Origin of the sequence: Pseudomonas sp. R2-60-08W (assembly GCF_003852335.1) — a bacterium.
Classification (GTDB): domain Bacteria; phylum Pseudomonadota; class Gammaproteobacteria; order Pseudomonadales; family Pseudomonadaceae; genus Aquipseudomonas.
This window is the reverse complement of the sequence record NZ_CP027731.1, coordinates 5,441,851-5,459,496: the sequence shown is the minus strand read 5'-3', so window position 1 is coordinate 5,459,496 and position 17,646 is coordinate 5,441,851. Positions and strand designations below refer to the sequence as shown.

Annotated in this window: 15 protein-coding genes; 7 read left to right on the top strand and 8 right to left on the bottom strand. The window is 63.0% G+C overall.

What is annotated here, in order from left to right:
* Positions 1–33: 33 nt before the first annotated feature.
* Complete coding sequence (locus C4J90_RS25025) at positions 34–672, bottom strand: C40 family peptidase (protein WP_124364803.1); 639 nt, start codon at positions 670–672, stop codon at positions 34–36.
* Positions 673–921: 249 nt separating this feature from the next.
* Here C4J90_RS25025 and C4J90_RS25020 point away from each other — a divergent pair, with 249 nt between their 5' ends.
* Positions 922–1,350, top strand: a complete 429-nt coding sequence (locus C4J90_RS25020; RefSeq protein WP_124364802.1) for a TM2 domain-containing protein — start codon at positions 922–924, stop codon at positions 1,348–1,350.
* Positions 1,351–1,481: 131 nt separating this feature from the next.
* Here C4J90_RS25020 and C4J90_RS25015 read toward each other — a convergent pair whose 3' ends face one another.
* The 7 genes from C4J90_RS25015 to gshB form a co-directional block, all read right to left on the bottom strand.
* On the bottom strand, positions 1,482–2,753 hold the full coding sequence (locus C4J90_RS25015; protein ID WP_124421046.1) for a dihydroorotase: 1,272 nt from the start codon (positions 2,751–2,753) through the stop codon (positions 1,482–1,484).
* On the bottom strand, positions 2,750–3,754 hold the full coding sequence (locus C4J90_RS25010; protein ID WP_124421045.1) for an aspartate carbamoyltransferase catalytic subunit: 1,005 nt from the start codon (positions 3,752–3,754) through the stop codon (positions 2,750–2,752). The genes C4J90_RS25015 and C4J90_RS25010 overlap by 4 nt, the downstream gene beginning before the upstream one ends.
* A gap of 25 nt (positions 3,755–3,779) precedes the next feature.
* On the bottom strand, positions 3,780–4,286 hold the full coding sequence (gene pyrR, locus C4J90_RS25005; RefSeq protein WP_124364799.1) for a bifunctional pyr operon transcriptional regulator/uracil phosphoribosyltransferase PyrR: 507 nt from the start codon (positions 4,284–4,286) through the stop codon (positions 3,780–3,782).
* Between the two features lie 132 nt (positions 4,287–4,418).
* On the bottom strand, positions 4,419–4,856 hold the full coding sequence (ruvX, locus tag C4J90_RS25000) for a Holliday junction resolvase RuvX (RefSeq protein WP_124410991.1): 438 nt from the start codon (positions 4,854–4,856) through the stop codon (positions 4,419–4,421).
* Positions 4,856–5,425, bottom strand: coding sequence for a YqgE/AlgH family protein (locus C4J90_RS24995; RefSeq protein WP_124364798.1), 570 nt, complete (start codon positions 5,423–5,425; stop codon positions 4,856–4,858). Before C4J90_RS24995 ends, ruvX begins: the two co-directional genes overlap by 1 nt.
* Before the next feature lie 188 nt (positions 5,426–5,613).
* A complete protein-coding gene (locus tag C4J90_RS24985; protein ID WP_124421044.1) occupies positions 5,614–6,519 on the bottom strand; it encodes an energy transducer TonB in 906 nt (301 codons plus the stop codon).
* 77 nt (positions 6,520–6,596) lie between these two features.
* Positions 6,597–7,550: a glutathione synthase gene (gene gshB, locus C4J90_RS24980; RefSeq protein WP_028618297.1), complete on the bottom strand. Its 954-nt coding sequence runs from the start codon at positions 7,548–7,550 to the stop codon at positions 6,597–6,599.
* A 239-nt stretch (positions 7,551–7,789) separates the two neighbouring features.
* Between gshB and pilG the strand changes: the two genes are divergently transcribed.
* From pilG to C4J90_RS24950, 6 genes are all read left to right on the top strand, one after another.
* Positions 7,790–8,197, top strand: coding sequence for a twitching motility response regulator PilG (gene pilG / locus C4J90_RS24975; RefSeq protein ID WP_124364796.1), 408 nt, complete (start codon positions 7,790–7,792; stop codon positions 8,195–8,197).
* Positions 8,198–8,243: 46 nt separating this feature from the next.
* Positions 8,244–8,609, top strand: a complete 366-nt coding sequence (pilH, locus tag C4J90_RS24970; RefSeq protein ID WP_014720320.1) for a twitching motility response regulator PilH — start codon at positions 8,244–8,246, stop codon at positions 8,607–8,609.
* 12 nt (positions 8,610–8,621) lie between these two features.
* Positions 8,622–9,146 carry a chemotaxis protein CheW gene (locus tag C4J90_RS24965; protein ID WP_124364795.1) on the top strand — a complete coding sequence of 175 codons (525 nt, stop codon included), beginning with the start codon at positions 8,622–8,624 and terminating at the stop codon, positions 9,144–9,146.
* Positions 9,143–11,194, top strand: a complete 2,052-nt coding sequence (locus tag C4J90_RS24960; RefSeq protein WP_124364794.1) for a methyl-accepting chemotaxis protein — start codon at positions 9,143–9,145, stop codon at positions 11,192–11,194. Before C4J90_RS24965 ends, C4J90_RS24960 begins: the two co-directional genes overlap by 4 nt.
* A 161-nt stretch (positions 11,195–11,355) precedes the next feature.
* The gene (locus tag C4J90_RS24955; RefSeq protein WP_124421043.1) at positions 11,356–17,169 is read left to right on the top strand and encodes an Hpt domain-containing protein; all 5,814 of its coding nucleotides are present in this window, start codon (positions 11,356–11,358) and stop codon (positions 17,167–17,169) included.
* A complete protein-coding gene (locus C4J90_RS24950; protein ID WP_124364792.1) occupies positions 17,162–17,617 on the top strand; it encodes a chemotaxis protein CheW in 456 nt (151 codons plus the stop codon). The genes C4J90_RS24955 and C4J90_RS24950 overlap by 8 nt, the downstream gene beginning before the upstream one ends.
* Positions 17,618–17,646 lie beyond the last annotated feature (29 nt).

The window sequence follows — 17,646 nt, the reverse complement described above, 5'->3', positions numbered from 1 at the left end:
CCCCTCCCACATTGACTGCATTTCAGCCTGGAATCAGCGCTGCACGATCCGCAGGGTGTTGTTCTGCTCTTTGGGCAGCACCCGCTTGGCGATCACGTAGTTCTTGTCCCAGAACGGCTTTTTCAGCGTGTCGATGCTCACCGACTTGCCACGACGTGGCGCGTGGATGAAGCGGTCGTTGCCCAGGTAGATGGCAACATGGTTGACCTGGCGGCTCTTGAGCTTGAAGAACAACAAATCGCCCGGCTTCAGGTCTTTGCGATCGACTTTCAACCCGTGGCCGGCGGCCATGGCGTTGGACGTGCGCGGCAAATCCACGGCCTTGACATCGTTGAACGCATATTTCACCAGGCCGCTGCAGTCGAACCCTTTACTTGGGCTGCTGCCGCCCCAACGATAAGGAGTACCGAGCACGTTGACGGCACGGCTGAGAACATCGCTGCTTTGCTTGGTATTCACGGCCAGCTGGGTGGAAAGCGTTTTGCCGTGAGCCTTGCTCAGTTGAGTCGGGCGGCTGACAGTCGGCTTTACCGATTTGGCGGTGCTGGGCGTGCTATGAACTTTAGGGGTAAAACCGTTAACGTTTGGAAGACGTTGCTCACGATTGGTGGCGTGGGCGGCCAGTGGCATTAATAGGCAAATGGTTAGCCATGTCTTGAAAAATGGTCGCATTAGGCGTGGCTCTTATGGGTTTGCGCGCAACTTTATAACAGGTTTTGGTGTCGTTCTCAGGCCGTTTGTCGACTGAACCTTGAGGTCAAATTCAGCAAAAACGCGACGATTCGTCGCAATTGTCCGACACAAGTCAGGCGGCATAAGGCTTTGAGGGCAGGAAGATACCATTTGCCGTACGTCGGGCGCCCGTAAAAAAGTCACAAAAAAAATGAACAAATTTATCTATTGAGTGAAAAGAGGTAGTTCATGAACACCTATCAACAGGTTGCTTCGCAGCAAGACACCCACAGCAAGGTGATCGGTTACCTGCTATGGATTTTCGGTTTTACCGGAGCGCATCGCTTCTATTACGGCAAGCCGGTGACCGGCACGATCTGGTTTTTCACCTTCGGCCTGCTCGGCATTGGCTGGCTGATCGACCTGTTCCTGATCCCGGCCATGGACCGTGAAGCTGACCTGCGTTTTACCGCCGGGCCCATCGAGTACAACGTGGCCTGGATTCTGTTGGCATTCCTGGGCGTGTTCGGTGTGCACCGGATGTACCAGGGCAAATGGATCACCGGCCTGATCTACCTGCTGACCGGTGGTTTGTTCCTGGTGGGGGTGCTGTATGACTTCTGGACATTGAACAGCCAGATTTCGATCCGCAATGCCGAGCGTAATGCTGGACGCTGATCTTTAAGCCTGGTGAAAATCAAAATGTGGGAGGGGGCTTGCCCCCGATTGCAGTGGGTCAGCTACAGATAAGCTGACTGATCCACCGCGATCGGGAGCAAGCCCCCTCCCACATTTTTACCGTGCCCGCTTCAGGCCTGGTAGCTGATCCGCCCATCCATCAATGTGTACCGCACCGTTGCCGGCAGGCTGTGACCAATGAACGGGCAATTTTCCCCCTTGGACAGCCAGTGCTCCCCGGCAACCGTGGAGCTGGCCGGGTCAAATAGCACCAGGTCCGCCGCCGACCCCACCGCCAGCTGGCCCGCCGGCAAGCGCAAGGCCTCGGCCGGGCCGGTGCTCAGACGTGCCAGCAATGTAGGCAGGTCCAGCAAGCCATCCTCCACCAAGGTCATCGCCAGCGGCAGCAGCAGCTCGACGCTGCTGATACCCGGCTCGGTGGCGCCAAACGGCGCCAGCTTGGCATCGCGCTCGTGGGGCTGGTGGTGGCTGGAAATCGCCGAGACCACGCCCGACTTTACTGCCGCGCGCAAACCTTCACGGTCGGCCAGGGTGCGCAGCGGCGGCTGTACGTGATAGAGGCTGGAGAAGTCGATCAGCGCCTCATCGGTCAGGATCAGCTGATACAGCGCCACATCCGCCGTCACCGGCAAGCCGCGCGCCTGGGCCTGGGCGATCAGGGCGACGCCGCGGGCGCTGGTCAGTTGGCTGAAGTGCGCGCGTACGCCGCTTTGTTCCACCAGCAACAAATCACGGGCCAGGGCCACGGTTTCTGCGGTTTCCGGGATGCCCGGCAAGCCGAGGAAGCTGGCCACCGCGCCTTCATGGGCCAGGCCGCCTTCAGCCAGGTCGCGGTCCTGGGAGTGAAAGATCACCGTGAGGTCGAAGGTGGCCGCGTATTCCAGGGCTCGGCACAAGGTACGGCTGCTGCGAAAGCTTTCCAGGCCGTTGCTGAAGGCCACGCAACCGGCATCGCGCAAGGCGATCAGTTCAGCCAGTTGTTCGCCCTCCAGGCCTTTGCTCAGGGCGCCGACAGGGAAGACTTTGCAATTGCCCGCTTCACGGGCGCGGTCGAGAATCAACTCGGTGACCGCCGAGGTGTCCAGGATCGGCTTGGTGTTCGGCGGGCAGCACAGGCTGGTCACGCCACCGGCGGCGGCCGCGCGGGTTTCGCTGGTGATGTTGCCTTTGCGGCTGTAGCCCGGCTCGCGCAGGGCGACGTTGAGGTCCACCAGCCCTGGCGCGGCCACCAGGCCTTTGGCGTCGATGCTCTCGACGGCAAGAAAACCTGCGGGAGCAGCGCCCATGGCGATGATCTTGCCGGCGTCCAGGTGAAGGTCGGTAACGTGATCCAGGCCGCTGGCCGGATCGATGACGCGGGCGCCGAGGATGCTGAGCTTCACTGGGCGTTCTCCTGCTCGAATTGTCGTTGCGCGGTTTGCCCGCTCATGGCCATGGACAGCACGGCCATGCGGATGGCGATGCCGTAGGTCACCTGGTTGAGAATCACCGACTGCGGGCCATCGGCCACCGCCGACTCGATTTCCACCCCTCGGTTGATCGGGCCGGGGTGCATCACAATGGCGTCCGGCTTGGCACCGGCCAGGCGTGCGGTGGTCAGGCCGAACAGGCGGTAGAACTCGCCTTCGCTCGGCAGCAGGCCACCGGCCATGCGTTCGCGTTGCAGGCGCAACATGATCACCACGTCGACACCCTTGAGGCCTTCGGCCATGTCGGTGTAGACCTTCACGCCGTACTGCTCGATGCCGACGGGCAGCAAGGTTTTCGGCGCGATCACGCGAATGTCCGGGCAGCCCAAAGTCTTCAGGGCCAGCATGTTCGAGCGCGCGACCCGCGAGTGCAGGATGTCGCCGACGATGGCCACCGAGAGGTTTTCAAAGCTGCCTTTGTGCCGACGGATGGTGAGCATGTCGAGCATGCCTTGGGTCGGGTGGGCGTGGCGGCCATCGCCGCCATTGATGATCGCCACATTCGGGCAGACATGTTCAGCGATGAAATGCGCCGCGCCGGAATCGCCATGGCGTACCACGAACATGTCGGCGGCCATGGCTTCCAGGTTGCGCAAGGTGTCGAGCAGGGTTTCGCCTTTGCTCGCCGACGAGGTGGACACGTTCAGCGTGATCACGTCGGCCGACAGCCGCTGGGCGGCCAGCTCAAAGGTGGTGCGGGTGCGCGTGGAGTTCTCGAAGAACACGTTGCAGATGGTCTTGCCGCGCAGCAGCGGGACTTTTTTCACCGCCCGGCCACCGACTTCGAGGAACGAGTCAGCGGTGTCGAGGATTTCGGTGAGCAGTTCGCGGGGCAAACCATCAAGGGACAAGAAATGTTGCAACTGACCCTGAGCATTGAGCTGCAGCGGGCGCTTGGCATCTAGAGGCGTCATCGCGGGGACTCTTTTACAAGGCGGGTTAAAGGGCAAGGTCTTGCAGTTCGAGTTCGAGCGGCGTTGGACCGGACAATTTTACCCGCTGGTGGGCTTGCAAAGACAGCGTCGCACCGACCACGTCCGGGCTGATCGGCAATTCCCCAGCCTCCAGGTCCAGCAGGCACACCAGGGTGATACTGGCCGGGCGGCCGTAGTCGAACAGCTCATTCATGGCCGCGCGTATGGTACGCCCGCTCATCAGTACGTCGTCGATCAGCACCAGGTGCTGGCCTTCGATCTCGAACGGCAGCTGCGAGGGGCGCACTTGCGGGTGCAGGCCGTTCTGGCTGAAATCGTCACGGTAGAAAGACACATCCAGCGTGCCCAGGGGCGAGTCGCTGCCCAGCTCTTCCAGCAACGCCTGGGCCACCCACACACCACCGGTGCGGATGCCGATAAAGCGCGGTTCGCCGATGGCACGGTGTTCCAGGTGCGTCTTGAGGCGTATTGCCATCTGGCTGATCAGGTCGGCGGGATTGGGCAGGCTCATGGGGGCTCCTTATTAAGTGTGTAGGAGCGAGCTTGCTCGCGAAAAACTCATGGGCACCGCGTTCATCCAGCCTTCACGCGGTATCGTTAACGTTCTTCGCGGGCAAGCCCGCTCCCACAGGATCGCGGCGGGTCAGGATTCAAATAAAGCGGTGTTTTCATCCAGCCAACCCTGCAGCAACAGGGCGGCAGCGATGGCGTCCACGGGGTTGTCGCGGTAACTGCCCTTCTGCCCGCCACGGTCACGGCGCTCACCCTTGGCTTCAAAGGTGGTCAGGCGCTCATCGTGGGTATAGAAGGGCAGGTTGTAGCGGCCATTGAGGCGGCGCGCGAACTTCTCGGCGCGCAGGCACATCTCGCTGGGCGTGCCGTCCATGTTCAGGGGCAGGCCGACCACGACGGCATCGGGCTTCCATTCCTTGATCAGCGCTTCGACCTGGCTCCAGTCCGGCACGCCGTTCTGGGCCTTCAATGTGCACAGCTCGCGGGCCTGGCCGGTGATCACCTGGCCCACCGCTACGCCGATCTGTTTGGTGCCGTAGTCGAACCCCAGGATCAGACGCAAAGCCATCAGGCGTGCCCCGCCTGGCTGGTCAACAGGCTGAGGTTGACCCGCAGCTTGGCGGCGGCGGCTTCCAGGCGCAGTTCGCTGGCGGTGTTGAAGAGGATGTCGGCGTCGAACGGGCAAGTCAGCCAGGCATTGCTGGCCAGTTCGGCCTCCAATTGCCCGGCTTCCCAGCCGGCGTATCCCAGGGTGATCACACTTTGCTCGGGGCCGACGCCGTCGGCAATCGCGAACAACACATCCTGGGACGTGGACAGCGAGACGCCCTCAAGGTCTACCGTGGCCTGGAACTTCGGCCCGCTTGGGTGCAACACGAAGCCACGATCAGTCTGCACCGGCCCGCCGATGTAGATCGGCACGCCTTGGCAGCTGGCTGGCGGATCGATTTCCGGGCGCAGCTGCTCGAGGATATCGGCCAGGTTCAGCTCCTGCGGGCGGTTCACCACCAGCCCCATGGCACCATTGGCCGTGTGCTCGACGATGTAGGTCAAGGTCTGCGCAAAGTTCGGGTCGGCCATATGGGGCATGGCGATCAGGAAGTGGTGCTTGAGGTAGGTCGGGCTGACATTTTTCATGTCCACTAGTGTGGCGTTGGAGGGGCGAACTGACAAGCTGGGAGTTACTGATCATTCCCACGCTCTGCTGATCGTTCCCACGCTCTGCGTGGGAACGTATCCGGTGACGCTCAGCGTCGCGGCTTTAAAACAGGACGCGGAGCGTCCGGGGCAGCATTCCCACGCGGAGCGTGGGAACGATCCGGCGATTAGTTGCTGGAAAGGCGGTCACCCTTGGCGAATTTCCAGGTGCGGATGATTTCCAGGCGGTCCACATCGTTCAAGTCGCCCGTAAAAGGCGCGAAGGGCGCGGCCAGGCGCACGATGCGCTGGGCGGCCTGGTCCAGCAAGGGCTGGCCGGACGACTCCAGTACCTGCACTTCATACAGCGAACCATCGCGGTTGATCGACACCAGCAAGCGCAAATTGCCGTAGATCTGCTGGCGGCGCGCCTCCTCCGGATAGTTGAGGTTGCCGATGCGCTCGACTTTCTTGCGCCATTCGTCCTTATACCAGGCGCCTTTGTCGCGCATGGTCGAGGCGGCGTTCAGGCGGTAGATGCGCGGGCGCTTGGCGTAGAGCTGCTGTTCGTGGGCCAGTTCGGCTTCGAGGCTGGAAATCTCGTCGGACAGCGTCGAGCTATCGAACGTTGGCGCAGGCTTGACGGGCTCGGGTTTGGGCTCGGTCTTGGTCTTTTCGCGCTGGGTCGGGGCTTTTTGCGGTTTGGGCGCAACCGTGGTCACGGCAGCCTTGGGCGTGGCCTGTTTGACTTCAGGCTTGGGAGCCGGCGGTGGGGTGACTTTGTTGACCTTGTTGTCCTGGAACGGTGCCACTTCGGTGGTCTTGGGCACGGCTTTCTTGTCGAGCGTGCCGCTGCCTTGCTGGTTCTCCTGGGCGAGAAAATCGGCCGTCTCGGGCTTTTTATCGCTCTTGAAGGTGGCCAGCGTGATTTCCAGGGTCTTGGTGATCTGCTTGGGTTCGACCATGGTGAAGCCCAGGCCGAGGATCAGTGCGAGGTGAATCAGCGCTGCCAGGAACAGGGTAAATCCGAGCCGATCAGCCGGGCGCACGCCGCTGTGGGAGAGTTCGGGGGGCAGTTCGGACGGGAGCGTCATGACAAGAAAACCAACATCGCGCGTTTCACAGGTGGCGCATGATAACGCAATGTTGGTTTATGTCCGGCTGTTCTATGTCACTTGGCTTGTAGCTTGCGCTCAATGGCCGCCATCAGCATTTCGCCGATGTTCGTGCCAAATGCGTTATCAATCTCGCGAATACAGGTCGGGCTGGTGACGTTGATCTCGGTGAGGTTTTCGCCAATTACGTCAAGTCCTACGAACAGCAGACCTTTTTCGCGAAGGGTCGGGCCGACTTGAGCGGCGATCCAGCGGTCCTTGTCCGACAACGGCCGCGCTTCACCACGGCCACCGGCCGCCAGGTTGCCACGGGTCTCGCCCGCCGCCGGGATGCGCGCCAGGCAATAATCCACCGGCTCGCCGTCGATCATCAGGATGCGTTTGTCGCCGTCCTTGATCGCTGGCAGGTAGGCCTGGCCCATGATCTGCTGGGTGCCCAGCGCGGTCAGGGTTTCCAGGATCACCGAGAGGTTCGGGTCGCCCGCGCGGTGACGGAAGATCGAGGTGCCGCCCATGCCGTCCAGCGGCTTGAGGATCACATCACCGTGCTTGGCGGCGAACTCACGCAGCACGTCGGCGCGGCGGCTGACCACGGTCGGCGGCGTGCACTGCGGGAACAGCGTGGCGAACAGTTTTTCATTGCAGTCGCGCAGGCTTTGCGGCTTGTTGACGATCAACACGCCGGCGCGTTCGGCCTGCTCCAGCAGGTAGGTGGAATAAACGAATTCCATGTCGAACGGCGGGTCCTTGCGCATCAGGATCACGTCCAGGTCGCTCAGGGGGCTGTCGATTTCATCCTGCAGTTCGAACCACTTCTCGGGGTTGGCGAATACCTGCAACGGGCGCATCCGCGCACGGGCCTCGCCGTCGCCCTGGTAAAGGTCGCGCTGTTCCATATAGAACAGGGTCCAGCCGCGGGCCTGGGCGGCCAGGAGCATGGCCAGCGAGCTGTCCTTTTTATAGGAAATGCTGGCGATAGGGTCCATGACAATGCCGACGCGAACGCTCATGGGGGATTTCCTCTAGCAAATTAGGGCGCATAAAAGTGGCGTCAGAGTGGCGCTGCGGCTGTTGTGGGTCAAGGAAAAACCACCAGGCGGGCGCCTCGATAGATTGCGCCTGGAGACTGTGCTAAAAAGACTGCCACGGCGCAGCAGCCCTTGAATTCCAAGGCTTGTGGCGCTCATTCTGTGAGAGATCAGGCAGTACACACCGAAAACCGATTCGCTGTGGCGATGGTAGAGCAACTATGGAACAGCATTCCAACGCCTTGAGAGTGATGGTGATCGACGATTCGAAAACGATCCGCCGCACCGCCGAGACGCTGTTGAAGAACATGGGGTGCGAGGTCATCACGGCCATTGACGGTTTCGATGCCCTGGCCCGAATCGTGGACCATCACCCGCACATTATCTTTGTCGACATCATGATGCCGCGCCTGGATGGCTACCAGACCTGCGCGCTGGTGAAGAACAACCCGGCGTTCAAGTCGATCCCGGTGATCATGCTGTCCTCCAAGGACGGCCTGTTCGACAAGGCCAAGGGGCGTATCGTGGGTGTCGATCAGTTTTTGACCAAGCCTTTCAGCAAGGAAGAACTGCTGGGTGCGATCAAGGCCTATGTGCCTGCCTTCGCCGCAGTAGAACAAGCACACTGACGCCGCCTCAAAGGGGCCGGCGCCGACCAATGTAGTGGGGAAAACCATGGCACGTGTTCTGATCGTCGACGATTCGCCGACCGAAATGTACAAACTGACCGGCATGCTGGAAAAGCATGGTCACCAGGTGTTGAAAGCCGAAAATGGCGCGGACGGCGTGGCCCTGGCCCGCCAGGAAAAACCCGACGCGGTGCTGATGGACATCGTGATGCCGGGCCTCAATGGCTTCCAGGCCACGCGCCAGTTGTCCAAAGAGCCGGAAACCAACGGCATCCCGATCATCATCATCACCACCAAGGACCAGGAAACCGACAAGATCTGGGGCGCGCGCCAGGGCGCCAAGGACTACCTGACCAAGCCGGTCGATGAAGAAACCCTGATCGCCACGCTGAACAAGGTGCTGGCCGGCTGACGGCACGCCATCATGACCGAGTCGCAAACCGCCTTTGAGCTGCTGCTGGACATCGACCGCCGCTGCCGCCTGCTGGCCGCCGACCTGCCGTCCCAGGAAACCCGCCTGCAACGCTGGAGCGGGATTGGCTTTCGCCTGGGTCAGCAATGGTTTGTGGCGCCCATGGGCGAAGTTGCCGAGGTGTTGCATGAGCCGCGCTGCACCCTGATGCCTGGCGTCAAGCCCTGGGTCAAGGGCGTGGCCAACCTGCGCGGGCGCCTGCTGCCGGTGATGGACCTGGGCGGGTTCCTCGGCCAGGCACTGTCCAAGGCGCGCAAGCAACGGCGGGTGCTGGTGGTGGAATTCAACGATCTGTTTGTCGGGTTGCTGGTGGACGAGGTGGTGGGCATGCAGCATTTCGCACTGGACGCCTGGCAGGCGAGTACCGCCGCTGGCGCGCCGTTTATCCAGGGCCAATTCGATGGCGACCCGCAGTGGCAGGTCTTCAGCCCCTTCGCCCTGGCCCAGGCTCCAGGCTTCATGGATGTTGCCGCATGAGCACCGTGACCACGCCCAAACCCCAGGCCGCCTCGCGCAGCCGCTCGCAGATCATCGTGCTGTTTATCGCCCTGATCGTGTTCATCATGCTGTTGTTCGCCAACTTCGCGTACCTCAACACGCAGTCCACCTACGACAAACAGTACATCGGCCACGCGGGCGAACTGCGGGTGCTGTCCCAGCGCATCGCCAAGAACGCTACCGAAGCCGCCGCCGGCAAGGCGGCCGCGTTCAAACTGCTGGGCGAGGCGCGCAACGATTTTGCCCAGCGCTGGGGCTATCTGAAAAAAGGCGACCCGCAAACCGGCCTGCCAGCCGCACCCAGCGCCGTACGCGCTGAAATGCGTGCGGTGCAGACCGACTGGGAAGCCCTGCTGAAAAATACCGACGCCATTCTCGCCAGCGAACAGACCGTGCTGTCATTGCACCAGGTGGCCGCCACCCTCGCCGAGACCGTGCCGCAGTTGCAGATAGAGTCGGAAAAAGTCGTCGACATATTGCTCCAGCGCGGCGCCCCTGCGAGCCAGGTGGCATTGGCCCAGCGCCAGTCATTGCTGGCGGAGCGCATCCTGGGCGCGGTCAACACCGTGCTCGCCGGCGACGAAACCGCGGTGCAGGCCGCCGATGCCTTCGGTCGCGACGCCAACCGTTTTGGCGTGGTGCTCAATGGCATGCTCAACGGCAACCCCGGCCTGCGCATCACCCAGGTCGAAGACCCTGATGCCCGCGCCCGGTTGGGAGAAATTGCCGAACTGTTCGAATTCGTTTCGGGTTCCGTCGATGAAATTCTCGAAACCTCGCCGCAGCTGTTTCAGGTACGCGCTTCGGCGAGCAATATTTTCAACCTGTCGCAAACCCTGCTCGATGAAGCCTCGCACCTGGCCACCGGTTTTGAAAACCTCGCTGGCGGGCGCAGTCTGGACACCCTCGGCGGCTATGTGCTGGGGCTGCTGGCGCTGGCCTCGATCATCCTGATCGGCCTGGTGATGGTGCGCGAGACCAACCGCCAACTGCATGAAACCGCCGAGAAAAATGAGCGCAATCAGAACGCGATCATGCGTCTGCTGGACGAAATCGAAGACTTGGCTGACGGCGACCTGACCGTCACGGCCTCGGTCACCGAAGATTTCACCGGCACCATTGCCGATTCGATCAACTATTCGGTGGATCAGCTGCGCGACCTGGTGGCGACCATCAACCTCACCGCCGGGCAAGTCGCCGGCGCGGTGCAGGAGACCCAGGCCACCGCCATGCACCTGGCCCAGGCCTCGGAGCATCAGGCCCAGCAGATCGCCGAAGCCTCCACCGCGATCAACCAGATGGCCCAATCCATCGACCAGGTGTCGGCCAACGCCGCCGAATCCTCGGCAGTGGCAGAGCGTTCGGTAGAGATCGCCAACAAGGGCAACGAGGTGGTGCACAACACCATCCACGGCATGGACAACATCCGCGAACAGATCCAGGACACCGCCAAGCGCATCAAGCGCCTGGGGGAATCGTCCCAGGAGATCGGCGACATCGTCAGCCTGATCGACGACATCGCCGACCAGACCAACATTCTCGCCCTGAACGCCGCGATCCAGGCGAGCATGGCCGGGGATGCCGGGCGCGGTTTTGCGGTGGTGGCCGATGAAGTGCAACGGCTGGCCGAGCGCTCATCGGCCGCCACCCGGCAGATCGAAACCCTGGTGCGGGCGATCCAGGCCGACACCAACGAAGCCGTGATTTCCATGGAACAGACCACCACCGAAGTGGTGCGCGGCGCACGGCTGGCCCAGGACGCCGGGGTGGCGCTGGAAGAGATCGAAGGCGTCTCGAAAACCCTGGCGGCGCTGATCCAGAGCATCTCGAACGCGGCGCAGCAGCAGACCTCGTCGGCGGGGCAGATTTCCCTGACCATGAATGTGATTCAGCAGATCACCACGCAGACGTCGTCCGGTTCCACGGCGACCGCCGAAAGTATTGGTAACCTGGCGAAGATGGCCAGTCAGTTGCGCAGGTCGGTGTCAGGTTTTACCTTGCCGGCAGCCAAGCAGGCAGATGACTGAGATGCGATCCAAATGTGGGAGGGGGCTTGCTCCCGATGGCGGTGCATCAGTCACTTGATTCATCAGCTGAACCACCGCTATCGGGAGCAAGCCCCCTCCCACAGTTGATCTCCATTGGTTTCAAGAACACCAGCAACTCATGAATTCTAAGCGGAGCAGTTATGGTTGATCGGCACGACTACGTGGCCCTCGAATGGGTCAAGGGCGACATTGCCGAAACCCTGAAACAGGCCCGTTCGGCGCTGGACGCTTATGTTGAAACCGGCGACGGCATTGATGCGTGCCTGGCCGGTATCCACCAGGTGCACGGCGCGCTGCAAATGGTCGAGTTCTACGGCGCGGCCCTGCTGGCTGAAGAGATCGAAGCCCTGGCGCTCGCGCTGCAGGCTGGGCAGGTCAGCCAGCGCGACGAAAGCATCCGCCTGCTGCAACAGGCCCTCGGCCAATTGCCGCTGTACCTGGACCGCGTGCACAGCGCCCGTCGCGACCTGCCGCTGGTGGTGTTGCCGCTGCTCAACGATCTGCGCAGCGCCCGCGGTGAAGGCCTGCTGTCGGAGACCAGCCTGTTCAGCCCGCAGCTGCTGACGATCGCGCCGCTGCCCGACGAGGCGCTGGTTCAGCGCACGCCGCCGGACATTCACGAACAACTGCGCCAATGGCACGCACTGCTGCAACAAGCCCTGGCCGGGTTGCTGCGCGAGGACCACGGCCCGAGCAACCTGGAAGACATGGCGCGGGTGTTCGCGCGCCTCGAAGCTTTGTGCCAGGGCGCGCCGCTGTTGCCGTTGTGGCAAGTCACCTCGGCGCTGGTCGAAGGCATGCTCACCGGGGTGATCGCCAACAGCCCGGCACTGCGCAGCCTGCTCAAGGCCAGCGGTAAGCAACTCAAGCGCCTGCTGGCCCAGGGCATTGTCGGGATCAACCAGCCGGCGCCGGATGAGCTGCTCAAGAGCCTGCTGTTCTACGTCGCCAAAGTCACCCGGCCGACGCCGCGCATGCAGAGCCTGAAGGAGCGCTACGGCCTGGACGAGGCCCTGCCCGACAGTGCCGTGGTCGATGCCGAGCGGGCGCGCCTGGCCGGGCCGGACCGCAACGCCATGGGCTCGGTGCTCGGCGCATTGTGCGAAGAGCTGGTGCGGGTCAAGGAACGCCTCGATCTGTTCGTGCGCAGCGACCGCCAGCACACCCAGGACCTTGACCCGCTGCTGGCGCCGCTGCGGCAGATCGCCGATACCCTGGCGGTCCTCGGTTTCGGCCAGCCGCGCAAAGTGATCATCGACCAGCTCGCCGTGGTCTTGAGCCTGGTGCAGGGCCAGCGCGAACCCAGTGACGCTGTACTGATGGACGTTGCCGGGGCGTTGCTCTACGTCGAAGCCACATTGGCCGGGATGATCGGCACGGTGGAGCCGGAGAGCCGCGAAGAGAGCCGCCTGCCGACCACCGACCTGACCCAGATCCACCAATTGGTGATCCGCGAATCCTGCCAATGCCTGCGCCAGGCCAAAGAGTTGGTGATCGATTGCATCGAGGCCAATTGGGACCGCCAACGCCTGGAATCCCTGCCGGAACTGCTGAGCCAGGTGCGCGGCGCCCTGGCGATGATTCCACTGCCTCGCGCGGCGAGCTTGATGCGCGGGTGTACCAATTATGTCGATGAGCAATTAATGGTCAACGATACCGCGCCCGGCCAAGCGCCGTTGGCGCATTTCGCCGAGGTGATCAGCAGCCTGGAGTACTACCTGGAACGCATGCTCCAGGACCCCGACGCCGCCGGGGAAAAAGTGCTGGAACTGGCCACCCAGAGCCTGAGCGCGCTGGGCTACCTGCCGGTGGAAAAACCCTGGCGCCAGGCACTGGCTGCGCCCGATGGCGCCCTGTCCGGCGACAGCGCGCCAAGCCAGTCCCAATTCGATGCGCTGGCCAGTCCCACCTCGCGCCTCAACCCTCCGGCCCAGCAGCGTCCGGGCAGCCTGCAGCCGCCCCCAGCCGATGAAGCGCCGATTGACGATGAGTTGCGCGAAGTCTTCCTCGAGGAAGCCGATGAAGTCCTCGACGTGCTGCACCGTTACCTGCCCGACAGCACGGAAAAAACCGCCCAGGGCGAAATGCGCCGTGCCTTCCACACCCTGAAAGGCAGCGGCCGTATGGTCCGCGCCCTGGTGATGGCGGAACTGGCCTGGGCCGTGGAAAATCTGCTCAACCGCGTGCTTGAGCGCAACGTGGCCATGGGCCCTGAAGTGCAGCAGGTGCTGGATGACGCGGTGGCGCTGCTGCCGGAGTTGATCGCCGACTTCGCCACCGACGACCAGCGCCAGCGCGATGAGGTCGACGCCCTCGCTGCCCGCGCCCACGGGTTGGCCAGCGGCGCCCAGGTACCGGTTGCCGAGCCCCACGATCCGATGTTGCTGGAGATCTTCCGCAATGAAGCCCAGAGCCATCTGGACAGCCTCGACCAGTTCCTGCAACAGGCCGCCGAACACCTGCCGCTGCAGGTCAGTGATGAATTGCAACGCGCCCTGCATACCCTCAAGGGCAGCGCCTACATGGCCGGCGTGTTGCCGATTGCCGAACTGGTACGTCCGCTCGACCACCTGACCCGCGAATACAAGGCGCACCGTGTGCCGCTGGACCTGGACGAAATCGAGTTGTTGCTGGAAGCCGAGGGCCTGTTGCAAAAGGGATTGCGTGATCTGAACGGCGATCCCCTGGCGCCGATCAAGGGCGCCGCAGACTTGATCACGCGCACCCAAGGCCTGTTGGACCAACAGCTCGAAAACCTGCTCAACGCCCCCGGCACCGGCCTGCGCGTCAAGTGCGACCCGCAACTGATCAGCAACTTCCTGGCCCAGGGCATGGACATCCTGCTCGACGCCGAAAGCCTGCTGCGCCGCTGGCAGCAACACCCCGGCGAGCGCCAGGAACTGACCGCGCTGCTGGACGAACTGACCACCCTGGGCGAGGGCGCGCACATTGCCGACCTGCACCCTATCGATCAATTGTGCGAAGCCTTGCTCGACCTGTATGGCGCGGTGGAAGAAAGCAGCCTGGCGGTCAGCGAGCGGTTCTTCCAGGAGGCCGAACAGGCCCATGAAGCGCTGATCAATATGCTCGACCAACTGGCGGCCGGGCAGGAAATCAGCCCGGCGCCGACACGGGTACAGGCCCTGCGCGCGTTGCTGGATGACGCCCTCGATCCCTCTGCCACCGGCCTGATCAAACGTGACGGCAGTTGTGGCCTGAGTGTCGCCGAGCTGGGTGCTGCGACCGAGGAGCTGAGCCGGCACACGGCGATGGACGATGAGATCGTCGACATCTTCCTTGAAGAGGCGGTGGACATCCTCGACAGCGCCGGGCAATCGCTCAAACGCTGGTTGCTGGAGCCCGACGGCCTGGCGCCGTTGTCCTCGTTACAGCGAGACCTGCACACGCTCAAGGGCGGCGCGCGCATGGCCGAAATCGGCCCAGTGGGCGACTTGGCCCAGGAGCTGGAATGTGTCTACGAGGGGCTGGTAGACCGCCGCTACAGCTATTCCACCGAGCTGTCCCAGCTGCTGATGGCCAGCCACGAACGCCTGGCCTTGCAGTTGGAGGAACTGCATCAGCACCAGCCCCTGAGCGACAGTGCCGAGCTGGTCACACGGTTGCGCGAACTGCGCCACAGCAGCCTTTCGGCGGCCCCGGTCGCGTCACCGGAAGCCTCGGGTGCCGACCCCGAACTGCTGGATATTTTCCTCGAGGAAGCTGCCGATATTCTCGACAGCTCCGGCAGCGCGTTGCTGCGCTGGCAAGCCGAACCCGGCAACCGCCAGGAAGTGGAAACCCTGCTGCGTGACCTGCACACCCTCAAGGGCGGCGCGCGCATGGTCGAGATCGGCCCGATTGGCGACCTGGCCCACGAGCTGGAGTTTCTCTACGAGGGGCTGTCCGCAGGGCTGCTCGCGCCGTCGCCCGAGCTGTTCGCGCTGCTGCAAGGTTGCCACGACCGGCTGGCGCAGATGATCGATGCGGTGGCGGACGGCTTGCCGGTGGGCTCGGTGGACAAGCTGATCGAGCGCATCAAAAGCCTGGTGCACCCCAGCGATGAGCCGGTAGTGCCGGTGGCATTACCGGTGGGTAAGGCGGAAGCGGCGGTCGACCCGGGCGCCGACATGGTGAAGATATCCGCCGAACTGCTCGACGACCTGGTCAACCTGGCCGGCGAAACATCGATCTTCCGCGGCCGTATCGAGCAGCAGGTCAACGATGCACGCACTGCGCTCACGGAAGTGGAAACCACCATCGAGCGCATGCGCGACCAACTGCGCCGCCTCGACACCGAAACCCAGAGCCGGCTTTTCAGCCGCCAGCAGGCCGAGGCCGAGCGCCTGGGCTACGAAGAATTCGACCCGCTGGAAATGGATCGCCATTCGCAATTGCAGCAATTGTCCCGCGCGTTGTCCGAATCGGCCTCCGATTTACTCGACCTCAAAGAAACCCTTGAGCGCCGCAATCAAGACGCCCATGACCTGCTGCAGCAACAGGCGCGTATCAACACCCAGCTGCAGGAAGGCCTGATGCGCACGCGCATGGTGCCGTTCGAGCGCATGCTGCCGCGCCTCAAGCGCATCGTGCGCCAAGTGGCGGGCGAACTGGGCAAGGACGTCGAATTCGTGGTCGGCAATGCCGAGGGCGAAATGGACCGCAACGTCCTGGAGCGCATGGCGGCGCCGCTGGAACACATGCTGCGCAACGCCGTCGACCATGGCCTGGAGTCCCGCGAAGTGCGCCTTCAGGCGGGCAAGCCGGAGAAGGGGCGCATCACCCTGGACCTGACCCACGAAGGCGGCGACATCGTCTTCGACATGCGCGACGACGGCGCCGGGGTGCCCCTCGAAGCCGTGCGCCGCAAGGCGATCAAGCGCGGCCTGCTCGACCCCAATCAAGAGATCAGTGACCGCGACGTGCTGCAGTTCATCCTGCAACCGGGGTTTTCCACTGCAGAAAAAATCACCCAGATTTCCGGACGCGGTGTGGGCATGGACGTGGTGCACGAAGAAGTGCGCCAGCTCGGCGGTTCGATGGTGATCGACTCGATCCCCGGCGTGGGTGTGCATTTCCGGATTCGCCTGCCGTTTACCGTGTCGGTCAACCGTGCGCTGATGGTGCAGTGCGCGGACGATCAGTATGCGATCCCGCTCAATACCATCGACGGCCTGGTGCGCGTGCCGCCCCATGAACTAGCGGGGCACTACCAGCAAGATCCGCCGCGCTATGCCTATGCCGGCCAAGTCTACGAACTGTTTTACCTCGGCGACCTGCTGCACACCGTCAGCCGCCCCAAACTGCTCGGCCAGTACCAGCCGGTGCCGGTGTTGCTGGTGCAGTGCAATGAACGGCACGTGGCGGTGCATGTGGATGCCATGGCCGGGACCCGCGAGATTGTGGTCAAGGGCCTGGGGCCGCAGTTTGCGGGTGTTCAGGGCTTGTCCGGGGCGACGATCCTGGGCGATGGCCGTGTGGTGTTGATCATCGACCTGCTGGCGCATATCCGCGCACGACAACCGGCGTTGCCGGCGCAGTCGGTGGATGCGCCGCTGATCCTCAACGACCCGCTGAAAAAGCGCCCGCTGCTGGTGCTGGTGGTGGACGACTCGGTCACCGTGCGCAAAGTCACCAGCCGCCTGCTGGAGCGCAATGGCATGAACGTGCTGACCGCCAAGGACGGCCTCGACGCCCTCGCCGTGCTCGAGGAACACACCCCGGACCTGATGCTGCTCGACATCGAAATGCCGCGCATGGACGGCTTTGAAGTGGCGATCCAGGTGCGCAACGATCCACGCCTGATGCGCCTGCCGATCATCATGATCACCTCGCGCACCGGCCAGAAACACCGCGACCGCGCCATGGCCATCGGCGTCAACGACTACCTCGGCAAGCCGTACCAGGAGTCGGTGCTGCTGGAAAGCATCGCTTATTGGAGCAAGTCCCATGCTTGACCACCGCGCAAGCCAACTCACCGGGCTGTTGCTGCCGCTGGCTGACCGTCACCTGATAGTGCCCAACGTTGCGGTAGCCGAACTGATCGACTTCCAGCGCGGCGAACCGGCCAGCGATGCACCGCCGTGGTACCTGCGCCAGGTGACCTGGCGCGATCGGCAAATCCCCTTGATCAGCTTCGAAGCCGTGTGCGGCGAAGCCAGCATGACCGGCGAGCGTTCTCGCATCGTCGTGTTGAATGCACTGGGTGGGCGGCCGACCTTGAAGTTCATTGCGCTGGTAATCCAGGGAATCCCGCGCTCGTACAAGCTCGACAGTGAACTGAGCTACGTGGACGTCCCGCTGTGCCCGCTGGAGCTGGCGGCGGTACAGGTGGGCGAACATGTGGCGAAGGTGCCGGACTTGATGGGGCTTGAAGCGTTGCTGGCCGAGTCCGGACTGGCCTGAGCCCTACGCAGATCCAATGTGGGAGGGGG